This window comes from Corynebacterium sp. J010B-136 (assembly GCF_002967075.1).
In the GTDB taxonomy this organism is placed as follows: Bacteria; Actinomycetota; Actinomycetes; order Mycobacteriales; family Mycobacteriaceae; genus Corynebacterium.
Genome location: NZ_PUGE01000007.1, coordinates 96,934 through 123,787 on the forward strand (window position 1 = coordinate 96,934; position 26,854 = coordinate 123,787).

Annotated in this window: 25 protein-coding genes; 4 read left to right on the forward strand and 21 right to left on the reverse strand. The window is 55.1% G+C overall.

Features of this window, described 5'->3' with window-relative positions:
- The first annotated feature begins 9 nt into the window (after positions 1 to 9).
- The 4 genes from tal to pgl all read left to right on the forward strand — a co-directional run bounded on the left by tal (position 10) and on the right by pgl (position 4,597).
- A complete protein-coding gene (gene tal, locus C5Y44_RS11175) occupies positions 10 to 1,095 on the forward strand; it encodes a transaldolase (RefSeq protein WP_105325005.1) in 1,086 nt (361 codons plus the stop codon).
- A 164-nt stretch (positions 1,096 to 1,259) separates the two neighbouring features.
- Entirely contained in the window at positions 1,260 to 2,792 is a 1,533-nt protein-coding gene (gene zwf, locus C5Y44_RS11180; RefSeq protein WP_105325006.1) for a glucose-6-phosphate dehydrogenase, read from the forward strand.
- A 27-nt stretch (positions 2,793 to 2,819) separates the two neighbouring features.
- Positions 2,820 to 3,749, forward strand: coding sequence for a glucose-6-phosphate dehydrogenase assembly protein OpcA (locus C5Y44_RS11185; protein ID WP_105325007.1), 930 nt, complete (start codon positions 2,820 to 2,822; stop codon positions 3,747 to 3,749).
- A gap of 80 nt (positions 3,750 to 3,829) precedes the next feature.
- Positions 3,830 to 4,597, forward strand: coding sequence for a 6-phosphogluconolactonase (gene pgl, locus C5Y44_RS11190; protein ID WP_105325008.1), 768 nt, complete (start codon positions 3,830 to 3,832; stop codon positions 4,595 to 4,597).
- A gap of 74 nt (positions 4,598 to 4,671) precedes the next feature.
- Here pgl and secG read toward each other — a convergent pair whose 3' ends face one another.
- The 21 genes from secG to rpoZ form a co-directional block, all read right to left on the reverse strand.
- Positions 4,672 to 4,905 (reverse strand): preprotein translocase subunit SecG, encoded by a 234-nt coding sequence (secG, locus tag C5Y44_RS11195; RefSeq protein ID WP_105325009.1) that lies wholly within the window; start codon positions 4,903 to 4,905, stop codon positions 4,672 to 4,674.
- A 93-nt stretch (positions 4,906 to 4,998) separates the two neighbouring features.
- Positions 4,999 to 5,778 (reverse strand): triose-phosphate isomerase, encoded by a 780-nt coding sequence (gene tpiA / locus C5Y44_RS11200; RefSeq protein WP_105325010.1) that lies wholly within the window; start codon positions 5,776 to 5,778, stop codon positions 4,999 to 5,001.
- 42 nt (positions 5,779 to 5,820) lie between these two features.
- The gene (gene pgk / locus C5Y44_RS11205; protein WP_105325011.1) at positions 5,821 to 7,038 is read right to left on the reverse strand and encodes a phosphoglycerate kinase; all 1,218 of its coding nucleotides are present in this window, start codon (positions 7,036 to 7,038) and stop codon (positions 5,821 to 5,823) included.
- 140 nt (positions 7,039 to 7,178) lie between these two features.
- A complete protein-coding gene (gene gap / locus C5Y44_RS11210) occupies positions 7,179 to 8,186 on the reverse strand; it encodes a type I glyceraldehyde-3-phosphate dehydrogenase (protein WP_066839760.1) in 1,008 nt (335 codons plus the stop codon).
- A gap of 358 nt (positions 8,187 to 8,544) precedes the next feature.
- Positions 8,545 to 9,531, reverse strand: a complete 987-nt coding sequence (gene whiA / locus C5Y44_RS11215) for a DNA-binding protein WhiA (RefSeq protein ID WP_105325012.1) — start codon at positions 9,529 to 9,531, stop codon at positions 8,545 to 8,547.
- Between the two features lie 96 nt (positions 9,532 to 9,627).
- The gene (gene yvcK, locus C5Y44_RS11220) at positions 9,628 to 10,590 is read right to left on the reverse strand and encodes a uridine diphosphate-N-acetylglucosamine-binding protein YvcK (protein ID WP_105325052.1); all 963 of its coding nucleotides are present in this window, start codon (positions 10,588 to 10,590) and stop codon (positions 9,628 to 9,630) included.
- A 113-nt stretch (positions 10,591 to 10,703) separates the two neighbouring features.
- On the reverse strand, positions 10,704 to 11,585 hold the full coding sequence (rapZ, locus tag C5Y44_RS11225) for an RNase adapter RapZ (protein ID WP_199186045.1): 882 nt from the start codon (positions 11,583 to 11,585) through the stop codon (positions 10,704 to 10,706).
- A gap of 92 nt (positions 11,586 to 11,677) precedes the next feature.
- Positions 11,678 to 13,729, reverse strand: a complete 2,052-nt coding sequence (gene uvrC, locus C5Y44_RS11230) for an excinuclease ABC subunit UvrC (protein ID WP_105325053.1) — start codon at positions 13,727 to 13,729, stop codon at positions 11,678 to 11,680.
- A 29-nt stretch (positions 13,730 to 13,758) separates the two neighbouring features.
- A complete protein-coding gene (locus C5Y44_RS11235) occupies positions 13,759 to 14,313 on the reverse strand; it encodes a PH domain-containing protein (protein ID WP_233189963.1) in 555 nt (184 codons plus the stop codon).
- Between the two features lie 15 nt (positions 14,314 to 14,328).
- The gene (ribH, locus tag C5Y44_RS11240; RefSeq protein WP_066797626.1) at positions 14,329 to 14,820 is read right to left on the reverse strand and encodes a 6,7-dimethyl-8-ribityllumazine synthase; all 492 of its coding nucleotides are present in this window, start codon (positions 14,818 to 14,820) and stop codon (positions 14,329 to 14,331) included.
- A gap of 32 nt (positions 14,821 to 14,852) precedes the next feature.
- The gene (locus C5Y44_RS11245; protein ID WP_105325015.1) at positions 14,853 to 16,124 is read right to left on the reverse strand and encodes a bifunctional 3,4-dihydroxy-2-butanone-4-phosphate synthase/GTP cyclohydrolase II; all 1,272 of its coding nucleotides are present in this window, start codon (positions 16,122 to 16,124) and stop codon (positions 14,853 to 14,855) included.
- A 27-nt stretch (positions 16,125 to 16,151) separates the two neighbouring features.
- The gene (locus C5Y44_RS11250) at positions 16,152 to 16,751 is read right to left on the reverse strand and encodes a riboflavin synthase (RefSeq protein ID WP_105325016.1); all 600 of its coding nucleotides are present in this window, start codon (positions 16,749 to 16,751) and stop codon (positions 16,152 to 16,154) included.
- Positions 16,752 to 16,771: 20 nt separating this feature from the next.
- Complete coding sequence (gene ribD / locus C5Y44_RS11255; RefSeq protein WP_105325017.1) at positions 16,772 to 17,824, reverse strand: bifunctional diaminohydroxyphosphoribosylaminopyrimidine deaminase/5-amino-6-(5-phosphoribosylamino)uracil reductase RibD; 1,053 nt, start codon at positions 17,822 to 17,824, stop codon at positions 16,772 to 16,774.
- A gap of 18 nt (positions 17,825 to 17,842) precedes the next feature.
- Positions 17,843 to 18,523 (reverse strand): ribulose-phosphate 3-epimerase, encoded by a 681-nt coding sequence (gene rpe / locus C5Y44_RS11260; protein WP_105325054.1) that lies wholly within the window; start codon positions 18,521 to 18,523, stop codon positions 17,843 to 17,845.
- A gap of 10 nt (positions 18,524 to 18,533) precedes the next feature.
- Positions 18,534 to 20,117 (reverse strand): RsmB/NOP family class I SAM-dependent RNA methyltransferase, encoded by a 1,584-nt coding sequence (locus C5Y44_RS11265; protein ID WP_105325018.1) that lies wholly within the window; start codon positions 20,115 to 20,117, stop codon positions 18,534 to 18,536.
- On the reverse strand, positions 20,114 to 21,100 hold the full coding sequence (fmt, locus tag C5Y44_RS11270; protein ID WP_105325019.1) for a methionyl-tRNA formyltransferase: 987 nt from the start codon (positions 21,098 to 21,100) through the stop codon (positions 20,114 to 20,116). Before fmt ends, C5Y44_RS11265 begins: the two co-directional genes overlap by 4 nt.
- A gap of 17 nt (positions 21,101 to 21,117) precedes the next feature.
- Complete coding sequence (def, locus tag C5Y44_RS11275; RefSeq protein WP_105325020.1) at positions 21,118 to 21,627, reverse strand: peptide deformylase; 510 nt, start codon at positions 21,625 to 21,627, stop codon at positions 21,118 to 21,120.
- Positions 21,628 to 21,705: 78 nt separating this feature from the next.
- On the reverse strand, positions 21,706 to 23,739 hold the full coding sequence (locus C5Y44_RS11280; RefSeq protein WP_105325021.1) for a primosomal protein N': 2,034 nt from the start codon (positions 23,737 to 23,739) through the stop codon (positions 21,706 to 21,708).
- 6 nt (positions 23,740 to 23,745) lie between these two features.
- Positions 23,746 to 24,978, reverse strand: coding sequence for a methionine adenosyltransferase (gene metK, locus C5Y44_RS11285; RefSeq protein WP_105325022.1), 1,233 nt, complete (start codon positions 24,976 to 24,978; stop codon positions 23,746 to 23,748).
- 111 nt (positions 24,979 to 25,089) lie between these two features.
- Entirely contained in the window at positions 25,090 to 26,382 is a 1,293-nt protein-coding gene (gene coaBC, locus C5Y44_RS11290; RefSeq protein ID WP_105325023.1) for a bifunctional phosphopantothenoylcysteine decarboxylase/phosphopantothenate--cysteine ligase CoaBC, read from the reverse strand.
- A 129-nt stretch (positions 26,383 to 26,511) separates the two neighbouring features.
- On the reverse strand, positions 26,512 to 26,817 hold the full coding sequence (gene rpoZ / locus C5Y44_RS11295; protein ID WP_066794155.1) for a DNA-directed RNA polymerase subunit omega: 306 nt from the start codon (positions 26,815 to 26,817) through the stop codon (positions 26,512 to 26,514).
- Between the last annotated feature and the right edge of the window lie 37 nt (positions 26,818 to 26,854).

Here is a 26,854-nt window from a genome sequence, read left to right on the forward strand (position 1 = left end):
TTAAGGCATATGACCACCATTGATGAACTAGCACAACTCGGCACCTCCACGTGGCTTGATGACTTGTCACGCGACCGCCTCGAGTCTGGCAACCTCAAAGAACTCATCAGCACCAAATCAATCGTCGGTGTCACCACCAACCCAGCGATCTTTGCCACAGCAATGACCCAGGGCACCGCTTATGACGAAGATTTCGCACAGCTAAAGGCAGACCGCGCAAAGGCAGATGAGGCAGTTTACTCACTGGCTATTGACGACGTGCGCAATGCCTGCGATGTATTCCAGGAGACCTTCGAGAAATCCGGCGGCAAAGATGGTCGTGTATCTATCGAGGTAGATCCGCGCATCTCTGACGACGCTGATGCGACCATCGCGCAGGCGCGTGAATTGTGGAACCGCGTTGGCCGTGACAACGTCATGATCAAGATCCCAGCGACCGATGGCTCCATGAGCGCTATCAGCGAAGCTTTGGCTGATGGTATTTCCGTCAACGTCACCTTGATTTTCTCTCTTGAGCGCTACAAGGAAGTCATCGAGGCTTTCAAGACCGGCATTCGCCGTGCGAAGGAAAACGACTTGGACATCTCCAAGATCCACTCTGTGGCGTCGTTCTTCGTCTCCCGCGTGGATGTAGAAATTGATAAGCGTTTGGAAAAGATTGGCTCCGATGAAGCTCTTGCGCTTCGCGGCAAGGCCGGCGTTGCTAATGCACAGCAGGCTTATGCTTTGTACCTCTCCGAGTTGGAAAATGCTTCCGACTTGCCGGAGGGCACAAACCTGCAGCGTCCGCTGTGGGCATCGACAGGCGTGAAAAACCCTGAATACGCACCGACCTTGTACGTATCGGAACTCGCTGGCCCAAACACGGTCAATACCATGCCAGAAAAGACCATCGACGCCACCTTGGAATCCGATTCCTTGCACGGTGACACCTTGACCAACACTGCTGAGGAATCAGCACAGGTCCTGCGTGATATCGCGGAAATTGGTGTCGATCTCGACGATGTCTTTGCGCAGCTTGAGCGCGAAGGCGTAGAAAAGTTCGTTGACGCGTGGAATGAACTCCTCGAATCAGTAACCCCACGCCTTACTTAATCGTCAATCGCTATGGCGAGCTAACGAAGTATACGAAGCTGTCGGGTGCCAGGATGCATAAACGCATGCTGGCACCCGACATCTTTTTAGTGGCAAGCAACTACCAATCCGCACAAGCTAGTAGACTCGGAAGAGTTCAATTTCGCTGAAAGGATTGCTTGCTTGTGACTAGCCCTAGCGACTGGGTTAACCCCCTGCGTGATGATAAAGATAAACGCCTCCCCCGCATTGCCGGACCAGCCGGCATGGTCATCTTCGGTGTAACCGGTGACCTTGCCCGCAAGAAGCTCCTGCCGGCAATTTACGACTTGGCCAACCGAGGTTTATTGCCAGCTGGTTTTACCCTCGTCGGCTACGGCCGCCGGCAGTGGGATAAAGAAGCCTTTTGCGACTATGTAAAGCAGGCTGTTGAAGCTGGAGCACGCACCCCGTTTCGTGAGAATGTGTGGACTCATCTTGCGCAGGGCTTTGAATTTGTCTCCGGTGACTTTGACGACAAGGGCTTCGATGCTCTCTCCGCACGCTTAAAAGAGCTAGATTCATCACGTGGCACCGGTGGAAACTGGGCGTTTTACCTGTCGGTACCGCCAGACTACTTCTCGGATATCTGTCACCAGATCGAACGCGTCGGCATGGCTACTCCAACGGATGATTCATGGCGTCGTGTGATCATCGAAAAGCCTTTTGGCCACAACCAAGAATCTGCGCGCGAACTCAATGAAATCGTCAACGCGGTCTTTCCCGAAGATGCGGTGTTCCGCATTGACCACTACCTCGGTAAAGAAACTGTGCAAAACATCATGGCATTGCGTTTTGCGAACCAGATTTATGAGCCGATGTGGAATGCGCACTACATTGACCACGTGCAAATCACCATGGCTGAAGACATCGGCTTGGGCGGGCGTGCCGGCTACTACGACGGCATTGGCGCAGCACGTGACGTTATCCAAAACCACCTCATTCAGCTCCTTGCGCTTGTTGCGATGGAAGAACCTAGCTCTTTCCGTCCTTCGGCGCTGCAGGCTGAAAAGATTAAGGTCTTACAGGCAACCACGCCTGTCTACCCCTTGTCTAAGACCACCGCGCGTGGCCAGTACGCAGCTGGTTGGCAAGGCTCGGAATACGTCAAGGGCCTGCGCGAAGAAGAAGGCTTCGACCCTAATTCCACCACGGAGACCTACGCGGCTTGTACCTTGGAGGTCAACTCACGTCGCTGGGCCGGAGTACCTTTCTACCTGCGTACCGGCAAGCGTCTCGGTCGCCGCGTGACCGAGATTGCCTTGGTCTTTAAGCCAGCTCCGCACCAGCCATTTGATAGCAATCAGGCTGCGGCACTTGGTGCTAACGCCGTGGTCATTCGCGTGCAGCCCGACGAAGGCGTGACCTTGCGCTTTGGTTCCAAGGTTCCGGGGTCCACGATGGAAGTCCGCGACGTTAACATGGACTTTTCCTATGCGCAGGCCTTCACGGAAGAATCGCCAGAAGCTTATGAGCGTTTGATCTTGGATGCTTTGTTGGATGAATCCTCGCTGTTTCCGACCAATGAAGAAGTGGAGCTTTCCTGGGCCATGCTCGACCCAATTTTGGAATACTGGGAGAACAATGGCCAACCAGAAAGCTATGCTGCGGGCACCTGGGGGCCGGAATCGGCTGATGCCATGCTCTCGCGCACTGGCCGCACCTGGCGTCGTCCGTAAATCATCAAGCGTGAAGGATAAATAGCTGTGATCACCCCAATGCCCAATACGACCACGAGCAAAATTGCGCGCGGTCTCGTTGAAGCTCAAGAGCACTACACCCTGACGACTTCTCGCGTGTTGACCCTGATTGTGGTCGTCAACGCCGATGATGAAGTCGATGCGGTATTAGATTCAATTCGTGATGCCTCCCATGAGCACCCCTCGCGCGTGCTCGTGGTTATTCGCGGTAATCGTCGCGCGGAGCCATTGCTTAATGCAGAGCTGCGTGTCGGCGGCGAAGCTGGCGCTTCTGAAATCGTGGTTATGCACCTCTTCGGTGCTTTGGCAGATAACGCCGAATCGGTTGTTACTCCCCTGTTGCTACCTGATACCCCAATCGTGGTCTGGTGGCCAACTGCTGCGCCACCGGAACCTGCACGCACACCGATTGGCGCTTTAGGCCAACGTCGCATCACCCACGCCACCACCAAGCAGGATCTGGGCAATCTGTCTTCCGGCTACACCCCGGGCGATACCGATATGGCATGGGGTGAGATTACTCAGTGGCGCGGTATCGTCGCCTCGTCTTTGGACCGCTTGCCGCATGAGGCAGTTCAGCGCGTCGAGGTCTCTGGTCCAAGCAACAGCTTGGCAGTCGACTTGGCAGCAGCGTGGTTGCATGATCGCTTAGGAGTTCCCGTGAAGCGGCTTGTAACTGAAGCGTCAGGAGCGAAATCCAGCGCGGATGAGAAATTCACGATTCATAGCGTGCACTTTTTCCGCGATACTTCCGACATCATCATTGATGCCGTGGAAGCAGGTTCTGTCCGCGTCAATGTTCCGGGCTCTCCGGAGTCCATGGTCGCGCTCAATACCCGCTCCAGTGCAGAGATTTTGTCTGAAGAATTGCGCCACCTGGACGCGGATAAGGCCTACGCACACACACTGCGCGGACTGCGCCAAGTAGACTACTAACTAGTTTTATATCGCTTAGTTTTCTGCGCCGGACAATTTTTGAAACGGCGCAGGTACCTGAAAGGACATTAACTTTAGTCATGGTGACTATCAATCGCGTTGCTGACCTCGAGGAGCTCATATCTTCCGCGGCGTTGAAATTCATTGACGTCGTCGCACAAGCACAGTCTCTTAATGGAGGTGTCCATGGCGATGGTATTGCGCGAGTTGTACTCACCGGCGGTGGCGCTGGCATTGGCATGCTCAAAGAACTACGCCGCCTAGACCAAGCAGCACGTGACCAAGGGGAAGATTTCCCTGCTTTGCGTATTGATTGGGAACGGATTCACATCTTCTTTGGCGATGAGCGCAACGTTCCGGTTAGTGACCCGGACTCCAATGAGGGCCAAGCACGCGAAGCGCTTCTTGACCACGTCGATATCCCGAACCGCCACATCCACGGCTTTGATTTAGGCGCGATTTCTATGAGCTCAGCTGCCGATGCCTACGAAGAGGAACTGCGCGAATACGCACCCGAGGGCTTCGACCTTCATCTTCTGGGCATGGGTGGCGAAGGACATATCAATTCCCTTTTCCCGCATACTGATGCTGTGCGTGAACAGGAAGAATTTGTAGTCGCCGTGCACGATAGTCCGAAGCCGCCATCAGAGCGCCTGACGCTTACGCTTCCGGCCATCGCTAAAGCGCAGCATGTCTGGTTGCTCGTTGCGGGTGAAGAAAAAGCCGAGGCCGCAGCGCACGTGGCTGCTGGCTCCCCTGCCGAGGATTGGCCAGCCGCCGGTGCTCACGGCGCGGAGGAAACCATTCTCTTCCTCGCAGAAAACGCCGCTGGCAAACTGCCTAAATAAAATGCGGTTCTAAAACGTCCAAAGCCCCGCTCAGAGTTACTCTGAGCGGGGCTTCGTGCTTCCAGGAAAAAGCTTTAAGCGTAAGCCTGAATGAGGTTAAGGCCGACGATGCAGGCAAGCCAAATGATGACCATGACCACGGTGTAGCGGTCGAGGTTCTTTTCCACCACGGTGGAACCAGAAAGGTTCGACTGAACGCCGCCACCGAAAAGGCTGGACAAGCCGCCGCCCTTGCCCTTGTGCAGCAAGACAAACACTGTCATCAAAATCGCGGCGATGACCAGTACGATTTGCAGAGTCAAAATCATTAATTAGCTACCTTGCATGTTGATATGAGATATTCGCTTCTGGCAATATTACACCATTGCCATCCGCTTGCGTTGAGCACGGCCCTAAGGCCACTAAACAGCGTTCGCAGCAGATGCCGCCAGCTTTGCGAATTCTTCACCGCTGAGCGAAGCGCCACCGACCAAGCCACCGTCTACGTCTGGCTTTGATACAATTTCCGCGATGGTATCGGTCTTGACGGAGCCACCGTACAGAATACGTATGCCGGCAGCGACGTCGTCGCCAGCAAGTTCCTTGACCAACGCACGAATTGCTGCGCATACCTCTTGGGCATCGTCAGCTGAGGCAACCTTGCCGGTACCAATTGCCCATACTGGTTCATAAGCAATAACGGTCTTCGCCAAAGCATCAGCATCCAGTCCAGCAAGCGACGCGCGGGTCTGCTCTACGACATAGTCGACGTGGGTGCCGGCTTCGCGAATCTCCAACGGCTCACCAACACAGACAATCGGAGACATGCCGTTTTCCAACGCTGCGGCGGCCTTCTTAGCCACCAGTTCGTCGGATTCATTGTGGTACTCGCGGCGCTCGGAGTGGCCAACAACGACATAGGTGCAACCCAGTGCAGACAACATTGCGCCAGATACTTCACCGGTGTACGCGCCGGACTCGTGCTGCGAGATATCTTGGGCACCATAGGTGAATTTCAGCTTGTCGCCTTCCACAAGCGTCTGGGCGGTGCGGATATCGGTGAAAGGCACCAGGAAGGAAACATCTACCTTTTCGTAGTATTCCTTTGGCAAAGTAAAGGCGAACTTTTGCAGCTCACCGATTGTTTGCTTGTGGTTAAGATTCATCTTCCAGTTGCCAGCAATAAGTGGGGTACGCGCCATTTGGCACACATCCTTTCAAAAAGTAGCGGAAAATACCGCGATTTAGGACTCAAGAACCTCGACGCCTGGCAGGGTCTTGCCCTCCAGGAATTCCAAGGATGCGCCGCCACCGGTGGAGATGTGGCTAAAGCCAGCTTCATCCAAACCGAGGGTGCGCACTGATGCAGCGGAGTCGCCGCCGCCGACGACGGTAAAGGAACCATTGTTGGCGGTTGCATCAATAATGGCCTGCGCAACACCAGCGGTGCCCTGCGCAAACGCTTCCATTTCAAATACACCCATTGGGCCATTCCAGAACACAGTCTTGGACGAAGCCAGAACCTCAGCGAATGCCTCGACCGACTTTGGTCCGATATCCAACGACATCCAGCCCTCAGGAATGCCGTCTAGTTCGACGACCTTGTTGTCTGCATCGGCCGCAAACTCGGAAGCCGCAACGAGGTCAACTGGTAGTACAAGCTTATCGCCAAAGCGCTCCAGCAAGGACTTGCAGTTATCAATCTGGTCTTCCTGCAGCAAAGACTTTTGGACGTTGTAGCCCTGCGCCGCCAACATCGTGTAGCACATGCCACCACCGATGATGACCTTGTCAGCCTTATCAGCCAGGGCTTCGATAACGCCCAGCTTGTCAGAAACCTTCGCACCGCCGAGCACAACGACATAAGGATGCTCAGGATTCTGCGCAACCGTCGACAGCACCTCAAGCTCCGACTGCACCAGCTTGCCTGCATATGCCGGCAACAGCTTGGCAACATCGTAAACCGACGCCTGTGCACGGTGCACGACACCAAAGCCATCGGAAACAAATGCACCATCGTCAGCAGCCAGAGCAGCTAATTCTGCAGCAAACTCTGCGCGCTCTGACTCATCCTTGGAAGTCTCACGAGGATCGAAGCGCACATTTTCAATGAGCATGACATCGCCTTCGCTTAAGCCATTAGCGCGCTCATGTGCATCTTCGCCTGTGACATCGCTAGCTAGTGCAACGAACTGCCCCAGTGCCTCGCTGAGAGCCTCTGCGACTGGTGCCAGGGAGTACTTCTCGTTGACTTCTCCCTTTGGACGTCCCAGGTGAGCACTGAGGATTACTTTCGCGCCGCCTTCGACCAAAGCTTCAATAGTCGGCAGGGAGGCATTGATGCGGCCCGGGTCGGTGATATTGCCGTCGTCATCGAGGGGAACATTAAAGTCAGAGCGAACCAGCACGTGGCGCCCATCGACGCCTTCTGCCAGCAAATCATCCAGGGACTTAAATGCCATGTCAACTCCTTGTTTCTGTGCACGATTGGCACGCAATAGAAAAATTGTGTGAAAGCTTTACCTAAAACAATACCGACCCAGCCAGCTAAGGCGGGTCGGTATAGCTCATTTCAAGCACATGGAAATAATACCAGCAGGCTTTACAGCGCTGCAGCAACCTGTGCGGTGGTGCGAACCAGCTGGGAGGTATAGCCCCACTCGTTGTCGTACCAGCCCAGAACCTTCACCATATTGCCGCCAGTGACCTTGGTCATACCAGCGTCAAAAATGCAGCCGTGGGAATCGGAGATGATGTCGGTGGAGACGATTGGGTCTTCGGTGTACGCGAGGGTTTCACCGAATTCGCCGGTGGCTGCTTCCTTGATCGCTGCGTTGATCTCTTCCGCAGTAACGTCGCGGGAGGCAGTGAAAGTCAGGTCGGTCGCAGAACCAGTGATGGTTGGAACACGCATTGCGTAGCCGTCCAGCTTGCCTTCGAGTTCAGGCAGTACCAATGCGACAGCCTTGGCTGCGCCGGTAGAGGTAGGAACCATGTTGACCGCTGCGGCGCGTGAACGACGCATGTCCTTGTGCGGTGCATCCTGCAGGCGCTGGTCACCAGTGTAGGCGTGGATGGTGGTCATCAGGCCCTTTTCGATACCGAACTTCTCGTGCAGAACCTTTGCCATTGGTGCCAGGCAGTTGGTGGTGCAGGATGCAGCCGAGATGATGTTGTGGTTGGCCGGATCGTAGGTGTCCGAGTTCACGCCATAGACGAAGGTCGCATCAACATTCTTCGCAGGTGCGGAGATGATGACCTTCTTTGCGCCAGCTTCAATGTGTGCCTTTGCAGCTTCGCCATCGGTGAAACGGCCAGTGGACTCAACGACGATGTCGACGTTGTTGTCAGCCCACTTGAGGTTCTTTGGGTCCGGCTCTTCGTAGACAGCAATGCGCTTGCCATTGACGATGATTGCCGAATCATCGTAATCAATCTCCCCGTCAAAGCGCCCCAACACGGAGTCGTATTTTAGAAGATTCGCCAGGGTGGCGTTATCAGTGAGATCGTTGAGTGCCACGACTTCTAAGTCGGTGTTACCCTGCGCAATTGCGCGGAACAAGTTACGGCCAATGCGGCCAAAGCCATTAATACCAATGCGGGTGGTCACGGTAGTTGTCTCCTAAAAAGTTGGGAAGCGGAGTACGACAAAAGCTATTGCCTGGGAGAATTACTTCAAAGATTTATATCGAGGAAGTTTCTCCGACACTGCCGATAGTACCGAGGTTCCCTACACTGCGCAGATTTATAAAAGCAAACCCACACATTCTGCGGATATTCCAACACAATCAGACTAAAATTCACGCAATTTCGGGCAAGGGCCGGCGCGATAACAGCAGGTAAATCCGTATATGTCCGATTGTGACCGAATTGCCACACATCAACTGTGATATATGTCTCAATTAGAAAAACGGTGGCGATATCACACGCACACCGTTGCTATTTCTCAGCTTTATTCGCCGATTTTCCTACTCGTCAGCGTCGTAGGAAAGCTCGTTGATTGCTTCATTAGTATCAGGGATCCCTAGTTCTTGCGCCCGACGGTCCGCCATCGACAGCAAACGGCGGATACGTCCTGCAACAGCATCCTTGGTCATCTGCGGTTCAGCGAGTCGGCCTAGCTCTTCGAGCGATGCTTGTCGATGCTGCACTCGCAGCGTTCCAGCATCAGCCAAATGCTCAGGTACTTCATCGCCGAGGATTTCCATCGCGCGTTCCACACGCGCCGCAGCAGTCACAGCAGCGCGAGCACTACGACGCAAGTTAGCATCATCGAAGTTCACCAGTCGGTTTTCGGAAGCGCGTGCTTCCCGACGGCGGCGTTTGTCTTCCCACTGCAGGCGGGTAACTTGCGCACCCATGCGTGTCAGCAGTGCACCAATGGCATCCCCATCGCGAATGACCACGCGATCTGCACCACGAGTTTCTTTCGTCTTAGCGGAAATGCCGAGGCGACGCGCGCAACCAACAAGCGCCAGTGCAGCTTCCTGGCATGGACACACAACTTCCAGGGAAGAAGAACGTCCCGGTTCCGTCAGCGACCCTGCCGCCAAAAAGGCACCGCGCCACGCTGCTTCATTATCTGCAATCGAACCGGAGACCACCTGCGGTGGCAGGCCCACCACTGGATGGCCAGAACGTGTCACCAGACCCAATCGGCGGGTTAATTCCTTAGCACCTGCACCAATGCGCAACTGAATGCGCGATTTCTTTGTTGATCCTTGCGGTCCAACAATATGGCTTGAGACCTTAATATCGTAGAGATCTTGGATAGCGTTGATGAGCCGATCGGCAATCGCCTGGTCTTCTAATTCAATCTCATAAGCAAGCTGGCCATTGGAGGTGTGGAGCTGACCTGCAAAGCGAAGAATCGCTGCAACCTCGGCAGCACGGGCGCTGGGACGGGTAGTCGTCGTCGCCGTAAGTTCCTTCTTGACGTCATCGGTCAATGCCACTGTAGAAATCTCCCTGCCTTTTGAAAATACTCATCCGAGTCAGATTATTAACGATAGCGCACCTGCCTGAGCCCATGCTCAGGCAGCTAACCGCAGTTAGCGTGCTGTGACCCACTCATCGTGCAAAGATCGAATGACGCGCGCTAGTTTTGCCGGATCGTGGCGGTTGAGCTCTAATCCATCATTAGTAACCATACAGACATCATCAAAAACAACTTCCGCACCCAACTGCGCAGCCGCACGCTGGATATGGTTACGCTCACTGCCGCTTAGCTGCATATGACTATTGACCACGACGCGGTCAACGCGCAGCTTCGGTGCGTGTTGGGCGAGCACGTGCAGGTGGCGCTCTACAGAGAAACCACTGGTCTCCCCTGGCTCTGCAGATAAGTTAAGAACCAGTACACGCAGTGCATTAGAACGTGAAATGGCATCAACAATCTGTGGAACCAACACGTGTGGCAACACGGAAGAAAACCAGGATCCTGGCCCTAAGGTGATGATGTCCGCCTCGTTAAGAGCTTGCAGCGCCCGAGGGTTAGCTTGCGGGGCATCCGGCAAAAGATGCACGCGGCGTACTTGTCCAGGAGTTGTTGCAACTGCAACCTGTCCGCGTACTGGGCGCATGACACGGGGGTCATCGTCAAGCCCTGCGACTTCGGCTTCAATATTGAGCGGCTGATTAACCATCGGTAGCACGCGACCTCGGGAGCCCGTCAAGGCAGTCACCTGGTCCAGCGCTGCCTGCATATCACCTAGGACTTCAGCCAAACCCGCAATCAGCAAATTGCCCACCGCGTGGCCGGCAAGCGCACCAGTGCCACCAAAGCGGTGCTGCAATGTCATTGCCCACAGTTGGCCATTGTCATCTTCGGGGCTAAGAGCTGATAACGCCATGCGAAGGTCACCCGGCGGAATGATATCGAGCTCGCGGCGCAAGCGTCCCGAGGAACCCCCATCGTCTGCGACGGTGACGATGGCAGAAATATTGGTGGGATCGCATTGCCGAGCGGCAAGTAAGGTCTGGAACAGACCATGCCCGCCGCCGAGACACGCGATATTAACGGAAGAAGTACTCAACACACTCCTTAGGGGATTTAAAGAGCTCTGCTTGCCTGAAACTTTCAGGACAAGCAGGCAAAAAAGAAAGATGTAAAAGAGCTTAGTGCACGTTAACCAGTATTGATGTCTCGGTGCAAAACGTTGACATCTAAGTCGGTGCGATGACGCAAGCGACGCACGATCTCTTCAGATACCGCGACTGAGCGGTGGTGCCCACCGGTACATCCCACGCCGACGGTAATAAAATTCTTGCCCTCGTGGCGATATCCATCCAGCATGGATTCCAACATCACGAGGAAGTTCTCAATGAAAGGCTCAGCGGCATCTTGGCTTAACACGTAGTCAGAAACCGGTTCATCGGTTCCACGGAAGCCGCGCAATTCTGGAATCCAGTAGGGATTCGGCAAAAAGCGCACATCTACTATGAGGTCGGCATCGCGCGGTGAACCATTCTTGAACCCGAATGATTGCACGGTCACATGTTGTTGGTTGCCACTCATGGAGCCAAAGGAAGCTTCAATCGCGCGGCGCAGATCATGGACGGATAAAGAGGTCGTGTCAATGATGACATCTGCGGCATCGCGCACGTCTTCCATTGCCTCGCGTTCCCTGCTAATACCCATCTTTAGGGTGTCCCCTTTTTGCAAAGGGTGGGTGCGGCGCACGGAGTCAAAGCGGCGAATTAGAACATCATCGCGTGCATCTAAAAACAAGATAGTCGGCTTGACTTCAATATCTTCTAGGTCCGCAAGTATTTCTCCGAAAGAGCCGGGAAATACCCGCGAACGCGTATCAGTGACCACGGCCAAGGGCTTGACGGGTGGGTCATTATCCCGCCCTGCTTTGAACACCTCTGGGATTAGATGCGGCGGCAAATTGTGCGAGACATAGTAACCTTTGTCTTCTAAAACCTTTGATGCCGAGCTCAGACCGGCACCTGACATTCCAGTCAGCAAAATCGGTGGCATCTCATTGGTTGTCATGCCCGCCAGTCTAACGTGAAATAGTTATCTCGGGAGAATAATAAAGCATTGTTGGGATTGTGATCTCAATTTTTCTTCCAGGTGCAACACCGCTACCGGTTTTAAGCATGCAGATGCTCAAAAATGGTTTCCGCCATCTTGGGGCCGATGCCCTTGACTTCGGCAATCTCTTCTTGGCTAGCTTCTTTGAGCTTCTTGACAGAGCCAAAGTGCTTGACCAAGTCTGTGCGCCTGGTTGGTCCCAGCCCAGGGATGGAGTCCAGCACAGAAGAACGCATGCGCTTGGAGCGTTGTTGGCGGTGATAGCTAATGGCAAAGCGGTGCGCCTCATCACGGATCTGCTGCAGCAAATACAAAGCCTGAGAATTGCGCGGCAAGATGACTGGCTCATCGTCACCCGGGACCCAAATTTCTTCCAATCGCTTGGCTAATCCCACCAAGGTCACGTCGACGATGCCTAGTTCATCAAAGACCTTTTGAGCAGCAGCTACCTGCGGGGCACCACCGTCAACGATAAAGAGTTGAGGTGGGTAGGCAAACTTTCGCGCCACATCCGTGGTTTCCTCGATGACATTTTCATCAGCAAAGTTCGATGCCTCGGCTTCTTCATCGGGAAGAGCCAATTTGTCTTCGTGGTGACGCTTAAAGCGGCGACGGGTGACTTCAGCGATAGAGCCAACGTCGTCAGAGCGACCATCGCCCGCGGCCTCTTTGATTCGGTAACGCCGGTAATCGGACTTGCGCGGCACGCCGTCTTCAAAAACAACTAGCGATGCCACAACGTCGGTGCCCTGGATATGGGAGATATCCGTACATTCAATACGCAGCGGCGCGGTTTCCATGCCCAGCGCATCTTGGATATCTTGCAGTGCCGCCGAACGCGCGGTCAGATCGCCGACGCGCTTGAGCTTATGCTGGCGCAGCGCATCCTTCGCATTCTTTTCCACTGTTTCCATCAGCGCACGCTTATCACCGCGCTGCGGGACACGCAGATCCACTTGTGCACCACGCAGGTCTTCCAAAAGCTTGACTACCTCATCAGATTCTTCGGGCATGGTGTGCACGAGAATTTCACGCGGGATAACTTTGCCTTGCCGGGGCGTAGCGCGGGATTCTTGGTCTACTCCCCTACGCTGTAATGCAGCGTCTTCTTCGGCCTCAATCTTTTCGCGTTCAACAGCATCACCGTAGAACTGAATGAGGAAGTTTTGCATCAGCACAGCAAGAGCTGGATCGTCTTCGCCTTCGTCGACTTTCTCCAGTGGGGCTTGGTCGCCCATGCGCTCTACAACCCAGCCGCGTTGGCCGCGGATACGTCCATCGCGCACGTGGAAAATCTGCACTGCGGCTTCCAGCTCATCGGTGTGAAAAGCGATGAGGTCCGCATCCGTCGAATCAGTGAAGACAACGGCTTGTTGCTCCATGATTTTATTAATGGCCTCAAGGTCATCGCGCAGGCGTGCCGCGCGTTCAAACTCTAATGCTTCCGATGCTTCCTGCATCTGTGCCGTGAGCTGGCGTACCACCGGGCCGGTGTTGCCGTTCATAAACGAGACCAGCTGATTAACAGTTTCGCGGTGCTCGTCCTCGCTCACTCGCCCAATGCACGGCGCATTGCACTTGCCGATATAGCCCAATAGACACGGACGGCCAAGGCTTTCATGCCGGTTATAAACGCCTTTGGAGCACGTGCGCATGGGAAAGACTCGCGTGAGTAGATCCAAGGCTTCACGCACAGCCCACGCGTGAGAATAAGGGCCGAAGTAGCGCACGCCTTTACGGCGCGGACCGCGGTAGAAAAATGCTCGCGGAATGCGCTCGCCAACGGATACCGCCAGCATCGGATAAGTTTTATCGTCACGGTATTTGACGTTGAAGCGCGGATCGAATTTCTTAATCCACGTGTATTCCAGCGCAAGAGCTTCTACTTCGCTGGCAACAACCGTCCACTCGACGCTCGCCGCGGTTTGCACCATTTGGCGGGTGCGCGGGTGCAGCTGCGTGATGTCTTGGAAATAGTTCGAAAGCCGCGAGCGAAGGTTTTTCGCCTTCCCGACATATACAACGCGCTTATTTTCATCGCGGAATTTATATACGCCTGGATCTGTCGGGATGGTTCCAGGAGCGGGCCGATAAGTGCTTGGATCTGCCACGGTGGCCAACTTCCCTTCTTGTGTGCTGGTTAATCCAGCGGCATGTACTTCGCTTCTAGTTCGCGGAAGTTCCGGGTAGCAGCAATCGCTGCTTCTTTATCGCCGGATTGGATTGCCCAGACTGGCACGTATTCGAAATTCGGCAATTCGATGCGCGCCATGCGTGAGCCTTCGGGGAAAGACATGCCGTAGATGACTTCCCACGGGTAAAAGCGCGTGCCGATGATGTTGCGGATCTCTACCCCATCAGAGTTAGCGCGCAGGCGTGGACGGTTGAAAGCCAGCCACGCGATGATCGATATGACAATACCGATGCCAGGGAAAGCTAGCTTATCGATGAAAGTGATATACGCACCGGTGAATTCGATATCCAGCATGATGCCCATAAAAAGGTGCACGGGAATCACAATCGCGATGCACACCCACGCCACTTTGCGCAGAAATGGCGAGGAAATAGTCAACTCCCACGGCTTCGTGGAGGTCATAGCGAAGGGATCGGCGGTGGTATACGCCAAGATCTCTTCATCAGTTAGCTTCTTCTTCGGTTGGTAGTCGCCGGGGGCACCAGCCGTTGAGTCAGTCATGGAATTAGTCATCTCCTACAGTCCGCGCTTGGATGCGCGTTCTTTGATATTACGCAATTGCAGCACAGTATCTAAAGCCGCTTGCATGGCTTCTACGCCCTTATCTTCGGCAGCACCTGGTGCACCTGAACGATCCACCGCTTGGTCGTGGGTGTTGACCGTCAACACGCCATTAGCAATCGGCTTGGAAGTATCCAGCGCAATTCGGGTTAGTCCCTGAGTAACGGAGTCACAGACATAATCAAAGTGCGGAGTGCCACCACGGATAACACAACCCAGTGCTACAACTGCGTCGTAGTGGCGTGCTGCTTCTTGTACCGCGACGGGAATCTCCAGTGCGCCGACGACGCGGAAACCATCTGCTTCGGCGCCAAGTTGCTGTGCATGAGCAAGTGCTCGCTCATGGAGGCGGTCACAAATATCTGCGTTCCAGGTTGCGCTGATAACCGCGACGGAAATGCCGGTGGCATCAATCGTGGCGACTTCTGGTAGTCCTTCTTTGCTCATGTTCTTGCTTTCTTCGACGTTTTTCAGGGTTCTTACTTCGGTGCGTGCGCAGCGTCCCACCGCGCAACCTGCGGCAAATCGTGGTTCATGCGGTCACGCTTGGTGCGCAGGTAATCAATATTGTCTGCGTTTGGCTCTACTTCTACCGGAGTATGCGCGGACGCTTCTACCCCGAAACCGCGCAAGCCTTCGCCCTTGTGCGGATTATTGGTCAACAGGTTTGCTGACTTGATGCCCAGATCGCGCAGGATTTGCCCGGCGACTGAGTATTCACGGGCATCTTCCGGCAAGCCTTGCTCTAGGTTGGCATCGACAGTATCGAGGCCTGAATCTTGCAGGCTGTAGGCCTTAAGCTTTGCCAAAAGTCCAATGCCGCGGCCTTCGTGACCGCGCAAGTAAATGATGATTCCCTGGCCAGCCTCTTGGATAATCTCCATAGACTGGTGCAGCTGCTGGCCACAGTCGCAACGACGGGAATGGAAGACATCGCCGGTGAGGCACTCTGAGTGCACGCGGACAAAAACATCTTCGGCACCGTTGAGTTCTTCCACGCCACCTGCAATCAGTGCCACGTGCTCTTGGCCGTCGATCTCGTGCTTGTAGCCCAGTGCGGTAAAAGAACCGAAGTCCGTTGGCAACTGGGTTTCGACCGTGCGAAGTACCTGAGTCTCATTGTGACGGCGCCATTGGATGAGCTGCTCGATGGAGATCATCTTCAAGTCATGCTCATCAGAAAAGCGACGCAGCTCTTCGGAACGAGCCATCGTGGTCGGGTCTTCTTCAGAGACGATTTCACACAAAACACCCGCTGGACGCAGGCCCGCCAAGCGAGCCAAGTCGATGGCGGCTTCCGTGTGCCCATCACGCTCAAGCACACCATTAGGACGCGCAGCCAGCGGAACCACATGCCCTGGACGGGTAAAGTCATCCACCACGCTCATAGGGTCTGCGAGACGCAGCATAGTTTCTGCGCGGCTAGTGGCGGAAATACCGGTGGTGCCTGTATTTGCATCAACCGTGACGGTATACGCAGTACCGCGCACGTCTTCATTTCTGCCCATCATCGGTGGCAGGTTCAAGCGCTTGCAGTCTTCAGGCAGCAAAGGCACGCAAATATAACCCGAGGAATAGCGCACCATAAAAGCTACGAGCTCAGGTGTTGCAAGCTCCGCGGCGAAAATCAGGTCACCCTCATTCTCACGATCCTCGTTGTCAACTACAACTACTGCCTTGCCGGCAGCGATATCCGCAATCGCCTCCTCGATGGAGTCCAGACGAACTGCGCTATTTAAAGGTGCGTTCATAGCTATCTAGCTTAGTCTCTACCCTTGTTAAACCTCGCCTTGGGGGCGAACCATCTTCTCGACATACTTCGCTAACACGTCAACCTCGAGATTAACCAGATCACCGTCGGCTAAATCACCCAAGATGGTGTCGCGCAAAGTCACTGGAATCAAAGAGACCTCAAACCAGGTTTCCCCAATTGCGGATACCGTCAAAGACGTACCGCTAATTGCGATCGAGCCCTTTTCAACAACATAACGAGCCAGATCCGCTGGCAATTCGAAACGCAAAATATCCCAGTGCTCCGACGGAGTGCGGGAGATTAGTTTGGCGGTGCCATCGACATGGCCTTGCACGATATGCCCGCCCAATCGGGTGGTAGGCAGCAAGGCACGTTCGAGGTTTACCGTGCTCTGTGGCGCAAGTTTACCCAACGCTGAGCGGTTAAGAGATTCCTGCATAATGTCGGCGATAAACGTCGCGTCTCCCAGCTCTGCGACGGTCAAGCACACGCCGTTGACAGATATGGAGTCTCCTAGTTGAGCATCAGCGGTTACCACCGGTGCCTCAATTTGCATGCGGATAGAATCCCCAAGCTCCTCCAGCGCGATAACCTTGCCTTTTTCTTCAACCAGCCCAGTAAACAACCAATTCTCCTTTAGTGAAATTAATTAGTGTGTGCCGTACGCACGTAGTTGATTAATAAATCATCGCCCAGCGCCAGAACCTGCCCGCGGGCAAAGCGCGCTGCGCCTTTCAACGTATTGGTCAACGGATGTGCCAAGACGGAAATTCCCTCACCTAGTAGGAGCGGCGCCTGGTAGACCTGCAGCCAATCCACCAGTCCTTGGTTGGCAAAGCCTGAGGCCAAACCTGCTCCGCCTTCGACGAGCACATCACGGGCGCCGGTGGCATAAAGCTCGGCCAGAGCTTCATCGATGGTGGCATATTGCTCAAATCCAAGCCGGTTGAGATTAGACGCGGCATCGCCAGCGTCGGCAATATTGCGACGGCCAATGACAACGCGCCGTGGCTGATGTTCGCGTTGGGTGCCGTCTGGATAACGGGCAGTAAGCGATGGATTATCAATCAAGGCCGTGCCAGTGCCGATGATGATGGCATCGCGGTGTTCACGGTCAGCGTGGACATAGTCACGCGCCATTTCCCCAGTGATCCACTGGCTGGTGCCATCGGCAGCTGCAGTAAAGCCATCGATAGTCTGCGCAAATTTCAACGTAACGTGTGGACGCCCCAACTGCACGGACTTCAACCACGGAATAAGCGCATCCGGCACCCCCTCCGGACTTGGCAGCTGCTCGACGTTGATGCCGGCCTCGACAAGCACTTGTGCCCCGCCGCCCGCACTCGGATTCGGGTCGGAGTGTAAGAAAAAGACATCTTTGATGCCAGCGTCGATTAAAGCCTGCGTGCATGGCCCCGTGCGGCCAGTATGCCGGCACGGCTCCAGCGTCACCACGGCGGTAGCGCCCTCGGTCTTGCCTGCGGCATCGGCTAGCGCTTGGACTTCTGCGTGCGCCCCGCCCACCGGCTGGGTTGCACCGGTGCCCACAATCTCACCCGATGTCGAAATAATTACCGCACCCACCGGTGGATTCGGGCTGGTCGTCCCGCGCACTTCCCACCCTGCAGACATTGCGGTGCGCAACGCCTGCTCCACAATTGGAGCTACGGCCTGGTCTTCACCGGGGTTGCTATCCATAATCCAGTAATCCCTTAATTAGATGGTGGCCAAAGTTCGCAGGTTCTCTACCTCGGCTGCGCGGTCAGCTTGCTTAAAGATTGCCGAACCCGCCACGAATGCATCGCAGCCAGCTTCCGCGCTTTGCGCGATGGTGTCAGCAGAAATTCCGCCATCAATTTCGATGAGCGTATCTAAGCCTTGGTCATCGATAGCTGAGCGGAGCTTGCGCACCTTATCGAGCATCTCCGGCATAAATTTCTGCCCGCCAAAGCCCGGTTCAACACTCATCACCAGAACTAAGTCAAAGTGCGAGAGCTTATCGAGCCACGGCTGGATTGGCGTATTCGGCTTAATGGAAAAACCAGCGCGAACGCCGAGCTTACGGATCTTAGCTGCCAGTGCAAGCGCTGCTGCCTCGTCTTCAACCGCCTCGACGTGGAAGATGATGCAATCTGCACCTGCTTCAGCATAAGTTTCTACCCACTGTGCTGGCTCCTCGATCATCAAATGCACATCGAGAACCTGGTCGGTGATGCCGTCAACTGCCTTGGTGATATCTGGACCAAAAGAGAGATTCGGGACGAAATGGCCGTCCATAATATCGACGTGAATCCATTCGGCATTAGCCACGGACTTCACCTCTTCACCTAAGCGTGTGAAATCCGCAGCCAAGATCGAAGGCGCGATAATTGGAGCACTAAAAGAGCTAGAAGTCATGCTGCCCATCTTAGGACTTTTTGCGCAACACAGCGAAGAACATTGCATCCGTGCCATGGCGGTGCGGCCACATTTGCACAGACTTATGCTCGCCTACATCTCCCATGTCAGGAATCAAGTCATGAGCGTTGTCTTCCACGATGTCTAGCTCCGCCACCGCGCGGTCGACGATGCTGCGGGTCTCGCGCAGATCTGGCGAACAGGTGGAGTACACAATTACCCCTCCTGGTCGAAGCAGGCCTACAGCGGATTCCAGCAATTCGAATTGGAGCTGCGTGAGCTCGGCAATATCAGACTCGGATTTACGCCAGCGCGCCTCTGGACGACGGCGCAAAGCGCCCAGGCCGGAACACGGGGCATCGACTAAAATGCGATCAAAACCTGGCTCAAGTCCTGGCTTGCGACCATCAGCAACGTGGACCCGGACCGGCAAATCGCCCACCGTCTTTTCCACCAGCTGCGCGCGATGCGAAGAGACTTCCACAGCATCCACGGTGGCGCCATCCATGCGCGCAAGCGAGCCCATCAGGGCCGCTTTTCCACCAGGGCCGGCGCATAAATCAAGCCAACGACCTTGATCCTCGCCATCGATGGGCGCTTCGACAACAGCACGCGCGATAAGCTGCGAACCCTCATCTTGCACTGCGGCAAGCCCCTGTTGCACAGGCTCTAGCTCTCCAGGATCACCGGATTCCATGTAGACGGCATAAGGCGAATACTTGCCTTCTTCAGAGCCAGTCATCAGCGCAAGTTCCTCGGCCGTAATCTCACCGGGGCGAGCAACTAAGTGCACGATAGGACGCTGCGAGTCGCCTTCCAATGCCGCTTCCAGTTCCCCTAGCCCCACAACGCGGGAGAAGGACTGCGCAATCCACTCGGGGTGCGCATGGCGAAAAGCAATCGCGGCAATCTCGCCGTCAGGAGTTAGCTGTTCCAGCAAGGACTGCGGGTTCGCGCGCGTAATGGAACGCATAATTCCGTTGACAAAGCCTTTAGCTTTTTCGTGCCCTGCTGCTTGCACAAGACGCACGGTAGTATCGACTGCCGCGTGCTGTTCAACACGGGTATACAGCAGTTGGTAGGTTCCCAAGCGCAGTGCATCCAGTACCTCCAGGGCAAGGGTGTCTAACCCGCGCGAGGAGTGCTTGGCGATGACCGCGTCGACCACACCTTCCGCACGCAAGGTGCCATAGGTTAATTCCGTAGCAAAGGCTGCATCCCGGCCATCGAGTTTATTAACGCGTAGTGCCTTGGGCAGGGTTAAGTTGGCAAAGGCATCATCGCGGTGCACGCGCAGCAGCGTTTCATAGACCACTGCGCGCGGCAGGTCGACTCCAACCGAGCCAGCGTTGCGCACAATATCTACTGTCTGGCGCTCGCGATTGCGGTTGGTGCCACGGGCCCCGCCCGCTCGGCTTCCACCCGTTCGGCTACCGCCTGCTCGGGCGCCGCCTGTGCGTTCGTGGCGGTCGTACTTGACCCGTTCACCGGAGGGTTTGCTCTGCGGTTTACTTTGGGGTTTCTTGCCACCTTGGGGTGTGCGTGCTTCTGAGCTATCGCCGGATTTGGACCGGGAGCGAAATCCACCACTCATGCGAAAAATACCTCGCCGTCAATGTCGTTATCTTCGGAGTTATTCTTAGCTCCCTGACCGCGTCCCCAGTCAGCCGCGTTCATCATCTTCTTACCCACTGGCTGCAGCTCATCGATGCGCACAGGAGTTGAAGCCGTGCCAATGTAGACAGCCTTCTTCGTGATGTGTAGCTGGCCGGGTTCAAGATGCGGCAATTCGCCGAGTTCTTGCGCAGCAGCATGCAGCGGGCTGACTTTGCCAATTTTGATGCGGTCTTCCCCGTGCATTGTCCACGCCCCTGGGAAAGGTGAGTGCGCGCGGATGTGGCGGCCGACGGCAAAGTCAGGCTGGGTCCACGAAACACGTGCATCCTCAGTCGTGATTTTCGGAGCATAAGTTGGCTCGCCCTGCTGGGGCTGTGCCACCAACGTGCCTGATTCCAGCCCATCCATCGTCGCGACCATCAGCTGCGCACCGGACTGTGAGAGGCGCTCTAATAATGCGCCGGCAGTATCAACAGTTTGAATAGTCTCAGTCGTCGTGCCTAAGACAGGACCGGTGTCTAAGCCTTCTTCAATCAGAAAAGTAGTTGCGCCAGTGATGTCATCGCCAGCATTGATTGCTGCCTGCACAGGGGCTGCACCGCGCCATGCTGGCAGCAGTGAAAAGTGCAAATTAACCCAGCCGTGTCGGGCTACATCGAGCAGGTCCTTTGGCACCAAGTTGCCGTACGCCACAACGGGGATGGCATCGGGAGCAAGCTCTGTCAGACGCGCACGGATGCCGTCGCCATCTTCCGTGCCGGCTTTAAGCGTGGACGGCGTTAAGACCTCGATGCCGTGCTCAAGAGCTACTTCTTTGACAGGGCTGGGCACCATTTTGCGCCCGCGTCCCTTGCGCGCATCTGGGCGAGTAATAACGGCAACCACCTCATGTCCCGAGGCAATCAGCGCTTTTAAAGTAGGAACAGCAGGTTCCGGGGTGCCAGCAAATACTAGCTTCATTATCTCTGGGTCGCTTTCTACTTGTTAAACCAGTCGGAATTGCGAATTTGCGACATCGCTTGCTTACGCTCATCGGCTTCTAGGCGGGAAAGAAATAGCACGCCATCCAAATGGTCAGTTTCATGCTGCACGCATCGCGCCATCAATCCGGAGACCACCATGCTTATCGGATTGCCGTGGACATCTTGGCCACTGACGGACACGGTTTCAAAACGCGTTGTGGGAGTGGAAATATCTGGGATGGATAGGCATCCTTCGATTCCCGTTTGGGTTTCTTCCCCGATTTCTTTCCACACCGGGTTGATAATCGCCCCGCGCATGCCGGATTCAGTATGGGAGCAGTCGTAGACGAAGATGCGCTTTAACAAGCCAATCTGGTTGGCGGCAAGGCCTACTCCCCCAGCCGCATCCATGGTTTCCAGCATGTCTTCAGCTAAATCTTCTAGAGCTTCATCAAACTCGGTGATTTCACTAGCGCGGGTGGTCAATACTGGGTCGCCGTATAGCCGGATTTCTCTAATGGTCAAGGTTCTTCGCACTTTCTCAGACTCGGTATCGCTTAGCCTCCCACAATAGTGAATCTCCTTAGCTCAAGTCGCATCAGCCTAGCCAATATTGATCGGGTCAACTTGGATACGCAGCGGTAGATCATCTTTACGTGCACTCCGATTCGAATTAGCGGCACGAAGCGCTTTCCCCAGTTCCGATCTTGGCCCCAAAGGTGTTCGGATTAGCAGCCTTTGGGCAGGACCGAAGCGCTTGGTGTCGTATTCTCCCGGCAAGGATAGATTCTCCGGTAAAGGCACAGGTCCTAGGATTTCAGCGTGCTCGGGCAATTTCGCCGCTTCCAGAAAGTCATCTAAGGCTGCATTGGCGCCATCAATTGCAGCCATGTGCACTGCCGGCGGGAAACGTACTTCGCGGCGCGCAGCAAGTTCCATCTTCGCAAAGCCGACAACATCCCATCCCAAAAATGCGTCGATAATCGGCACCCCCGCATTCGCCGAGATCACAACGCTCCCGCCTTTCGACGACGGTGCCACCATCGTTGCCGCGGCCAGCCACTTAGCCAGGGCATCTTCGCCAGCACGTAAGTCCTGGCGATTGAGCAAGGCTCCTGCCCCCAGCAATAAAGCAGCACCATAGTAGGACTCGGTCTCACCAACATTCTCAACACGGGGCTCCGCGCCCGGGGTCGCCACGACTAAAGCTGGCGCCATGGGTACTGTCTCAACTACCTTATTGCCGCCCGAGACAATAATGCGGGTATTGGGAAAGATACGTCCGAGTTCTTCCGCGGTGCGTTCTGAACCCATGACGACCGCACGCAGGCGATTTGAACCGCATTCGCTACATTTGAAGCGAGTTTCCAATTTGCCACACCACGCACATGATGGCGTTGCTGCCTGTTCATGCGAATGTGGCAGCGACAATGGGCCGTTGCAGTGCCGGCAACGCGCGCGGGTAAAGCACTTAGCACACGCCAAGGTCGGCACATAGCCTTTGCGTGGGGACTGCACCAGCACCGGTTCCCCACGGTCAAGCGCACTTTTTACCGCTTGGTAAGCGCGCCCATCAAAAGATGTGGTACCGGAGGCGAGGTTGCGTGAAAAATTCAGTCCATAGGGGCCCACAGCGACCATCGACGGCATGCGTGTGCGCAAGGTGGATGCCGCTGCGACAAGGTCATGCGCCCAGCCGGAGCTGACCAGCAATTGAGTTTCTGCAGTGCGCGAATGGCCAACGATCAACAAGGATGCATTTTCCTGGGCACTGCGTGTGGTGAGCACTTCGCGGCTGTGGACATAGGGAGCGCTGCGTTCGACGAGATTGTCATCGCCGTCATTAAAAATGACCGCCAAACCTAGGTCTTTTACCGGTGCAAACGCTGCAGATTTCGTACCAATCACAATGCGTGCTTGGCCTACTAGAACCGCAAGGTAGCGCCGGTAGCGTGCCTGTGGACCTTGGGAGACATTCAAGACCGTCGCTTGCTTTGCGGAGACGTATTTACGAAAAGCGGCCTCAACTACATCGACATCGCTCTGATCAGGTACCACCACGAGTACCCCGCGTCCGCTTTTGGCGACTTTGGTGCCAAGTGCTGCAATGGCCGCTGCCCAATCATCGCCAGGTGCTACCTGCCATGCGGCGCGTGCAGTGTTGCCTTCTAGAACAAAATCTACAAAAGACTCGCCAAATTGATACGCCGACCAAGAAGACAAGTCAGGTTCTGCGATCTCACCTAATTCTTCAAACGTCGTTTCCAGGTCCGCTTCTTCGGCCTTGGCATGCCGTGGTGGAATGGCAAAGCGGATGATATCTGAACGGGTGCCACCATAACGATTAGCAAGCGCGTCCACCAAGCTCGCCAATTGTGGTGGATACACAGGAAACGGGGAAATCACCCGGTCAATGAAAGCTAAACGGCCCTCAAAGTCGGATTCGCTTAAGCGTTGGATCAGGAGGGCATCGACAAGTCTGCCATTGAACCTAATGCGTACCCGCACCCCTGGCTGTGCTGCCTCGGAATCTTCTTCTGCAATCTGATAATCGAACAGCCGATCCAGGTGCGAGACCCCTAATAACGGCAATACCCGCACAACCGGTTTAGTGGTGGCGGGTATCTTCTTAAGCATAAGCGCTTATTCTACTGAAAGACCTACTGCTTCACGAAGTGCGTCGACACGTTCCAAAGACTCCCACGGAAGAGCCAGGTCGGTGCGACCAAAGTGACCATAAGCAGCCGTTTGACGATAAATCGGACGCAGCAAGTCCAAGTCCTTGATAATTGCTGCTGGGCGCAGGTCAAAGACCTTGGTGACGCCAGCCTGAATAGCGGCATCGTCAAGCCCGTGCTTAGCGGTGCCGAAAGTCTCAACGTACAAACCAACTGGCTTCGCGCGACCGATGGCGTAAGCCACCTGCACTTCTGCGCGGTCCGCCAGCCCTGCCGCGACGATGGTCTTGGCAACCCAGCGCATTGCGTACGCTGCTGAGCGGTCAACCTTTGAAGGATCCTTACCGGAGAAAGCTCCGCCGCCGTGACGAGCCATGCCGCCGTAGGTATCAACAATAATCTTGCGGCCAGTAAGACCCGCATCCCCCATAGGACCGCCCAGGATAAACGATCCCGACGGGTTGACCAACAAGGTGGTGTCCTCGTTATAAAACTCTTCTAATCCAGCATCCTTGATAACCCACTCCACTACGTGCTCACGCAGCTGCGCAGCCAACCAGTTCTGAGTGATATCTGGATCGTGCTGGGTGGAAATCACCACGGTGTCTAATGCAACTGGAGTATCGCCGTCGTAGGCGAAGGTGACCTGAGTCTTGCCGTCTGGGCGCAGGTGTGGGACGATTTCGCTCTTGCGAACCTGGGTCAGGCGACGGGACAAACGGTGTGCCACTGCAATCGGCAAAGGCATGTACTCTTCGGTCTCGTTGGTGGCGTAGCCAAACATCAAGCCCTGGTCGCCAGCACCCGCAATATCGTGCTCATCAAACTCGCCGCCATTGCGTGCCTCGGTAGAGGTGGTCACACCGTCACCGATTTCCTGTGACTGCTCACCGATAGAGATGCTCACACCACAGGTGTTGCCATCAAAGCCCACATCGGAAGAGGTAAAGCCGATTTCACGCAGGGTGTTGCGCACCAGCGTCGGGATTTCTACGTAGCCGGTGGTGCTGACCTCACCCACCACGTGGACCTGACCTGTGGTCACCAAAGTTTCCACGGCCACGCGTGCGTTCGGGTCTTTGGCGATAAGTGCGTCTAAAACGGTATCTGAGATCGCGTCGCAGATTTTATCTGGGTGACCTTCGGTTACAGATTCACTGGTAAATAGGCGCTTTGAAGCCTCAGGAGTTGCAGTCACTGGTTCCTTCTTGCGTTAGGATATTCGGTGTCTTACTTCAGTTAAACCGGCACCGGAAATAGAATTATTATGCGTCTGCCAATCGTAGACTAAGTGGTCTAGAGCGGCAAGCTACGCCCCTGCTTCATGGCGAATTTCATTCACGACATCCAAAATCTGCGCGGCCACTACTTGCTTAGTGCCGTGGGCAACCGTGCGTGGCTCCAGCTCTTCGGTTAAAATCCAGCCCTCATTGTTGACGTTGCCAAAGACTTTGCCTTCAGAGACATCATTGGCCATAAGTACATCGCAGCCCTTGCGCTGGAATTTCGCTTGTGCCAGTTCCAATGGCGAGGATTTTTCATCCCCGGTTTCTGCTGCAAAGCCCACGATTGTGGTTTCCTGCGGAATCTCGCCCTGCTCGCGTGCTGCTACGAGGCCTTTCAAGATGTCCGGATTTTCAGTCATGTGCAGCGTGGACAAGGCATCATCATTGGTGCCCTTTTTCATCTTGGAAGACGCAACGGATGCTGGGCGATAGTCAGATACGGCTGCCGACATGATGACGATATCCGCATCGCGGGCGCGTGAGTCCATTTCCGCTTTGAGTTCCTGGGTGGAGACAATATTGACGATCTCCGCGCCCGAAGGAGTCTGCAGATCTACGGTATTGCCGGCGACAATGGTGACGTCCGCGCCGCGCTGTGCCGCAATTTCTGCCAGGGCGAATCCTTGCCTGCCTGAAGAGCGATTGCCAATAAAACGCACCGGGTCCAATTCTTCCTGCGTACCACCCGCGGAAATCAAAACCTTCAGACCTTGCCAGTCGTAATTGATATCAATCCCAGCCAACCGCGTCCGCACCAGTTCCGCGATCTGCTCTGGCTCTGGTAGACGCCCTGGGCCAGTATCTTTTCCGGTCAAGCGCCCATGTGCTGGTTCCATCACTGTGATCCCGCGCCGGCGCAAAGTAGCAACATTGTCCCGGGTTGCGGGGTTAAACCACATCTCAGTGTGCATGGCTGGCACGACAATAACAGGACAGGTGGCAACTAAAACGGTGGCGGTGAGCAAGTCATCAGCCCGCCCTGCCGCAATGCGTGCGATAACATCGGCGGTGGCAGGCGCAACCACCACTGCATCAGCATGCTGGCCGATATTAACGTGCTGCACTTCATCCACCGCGTCAAAAACCGTGGTGGATACTGGGTGCCCGGATAACGCTTCAAAGGTAGCCGCACCCACGAAGTTCAATGCTGCCTCGGTGGGCACCACCCGCACATTATCACCATGTTCTTTCAGGTTGCGCACCAGATGCGCTGCCTTATAGGCGGCAATGCCTCCTGAAACCCCCACGACAATATTGCGCGGATGCTTCGAGGCTACGGAAGGGGTTTGTCCAGCTGGGTTCGCAGTTTCACTCATAATCAGCAATAGTACCGACAAAGAGCGAACCCCTGCCCCACTAGGAGCCCCAGAGTGCATGCGGTGATGCACCTGAAGTTAGTGGGTCAGGGGTTTTAAAAGACGGCTTATCTTCTTAGAAGATAAGAATTAGGAGTCGAGTCCTTCTTCGTGCTCGAGCAAGCCAGCCTCAATCTCGCGCAATGCGATAGACAGTGGCTTTTCGCCTTGTTCTGGTGTTACCAGTGGGCCGACAAATTCGAATACGCCTTCGTCCTGCTCTTGGTAGTAGCTGTTGATCTGACGCGCGCGCTTAGCTGCGAAGATCACGAGTGCGTACTTCGAGGAAACCTTCTCCAACAGTTCATCAATTGGTGGAGAGGTAATACCAATCGGCGTATCGTACACCGGTTCTGGTTTGATCTCAGAATTAGCAGGGGTGGTCACGTTGGTCACATGCACCTTTTCTAGAAGTTGGCTATAAATGTTTGAT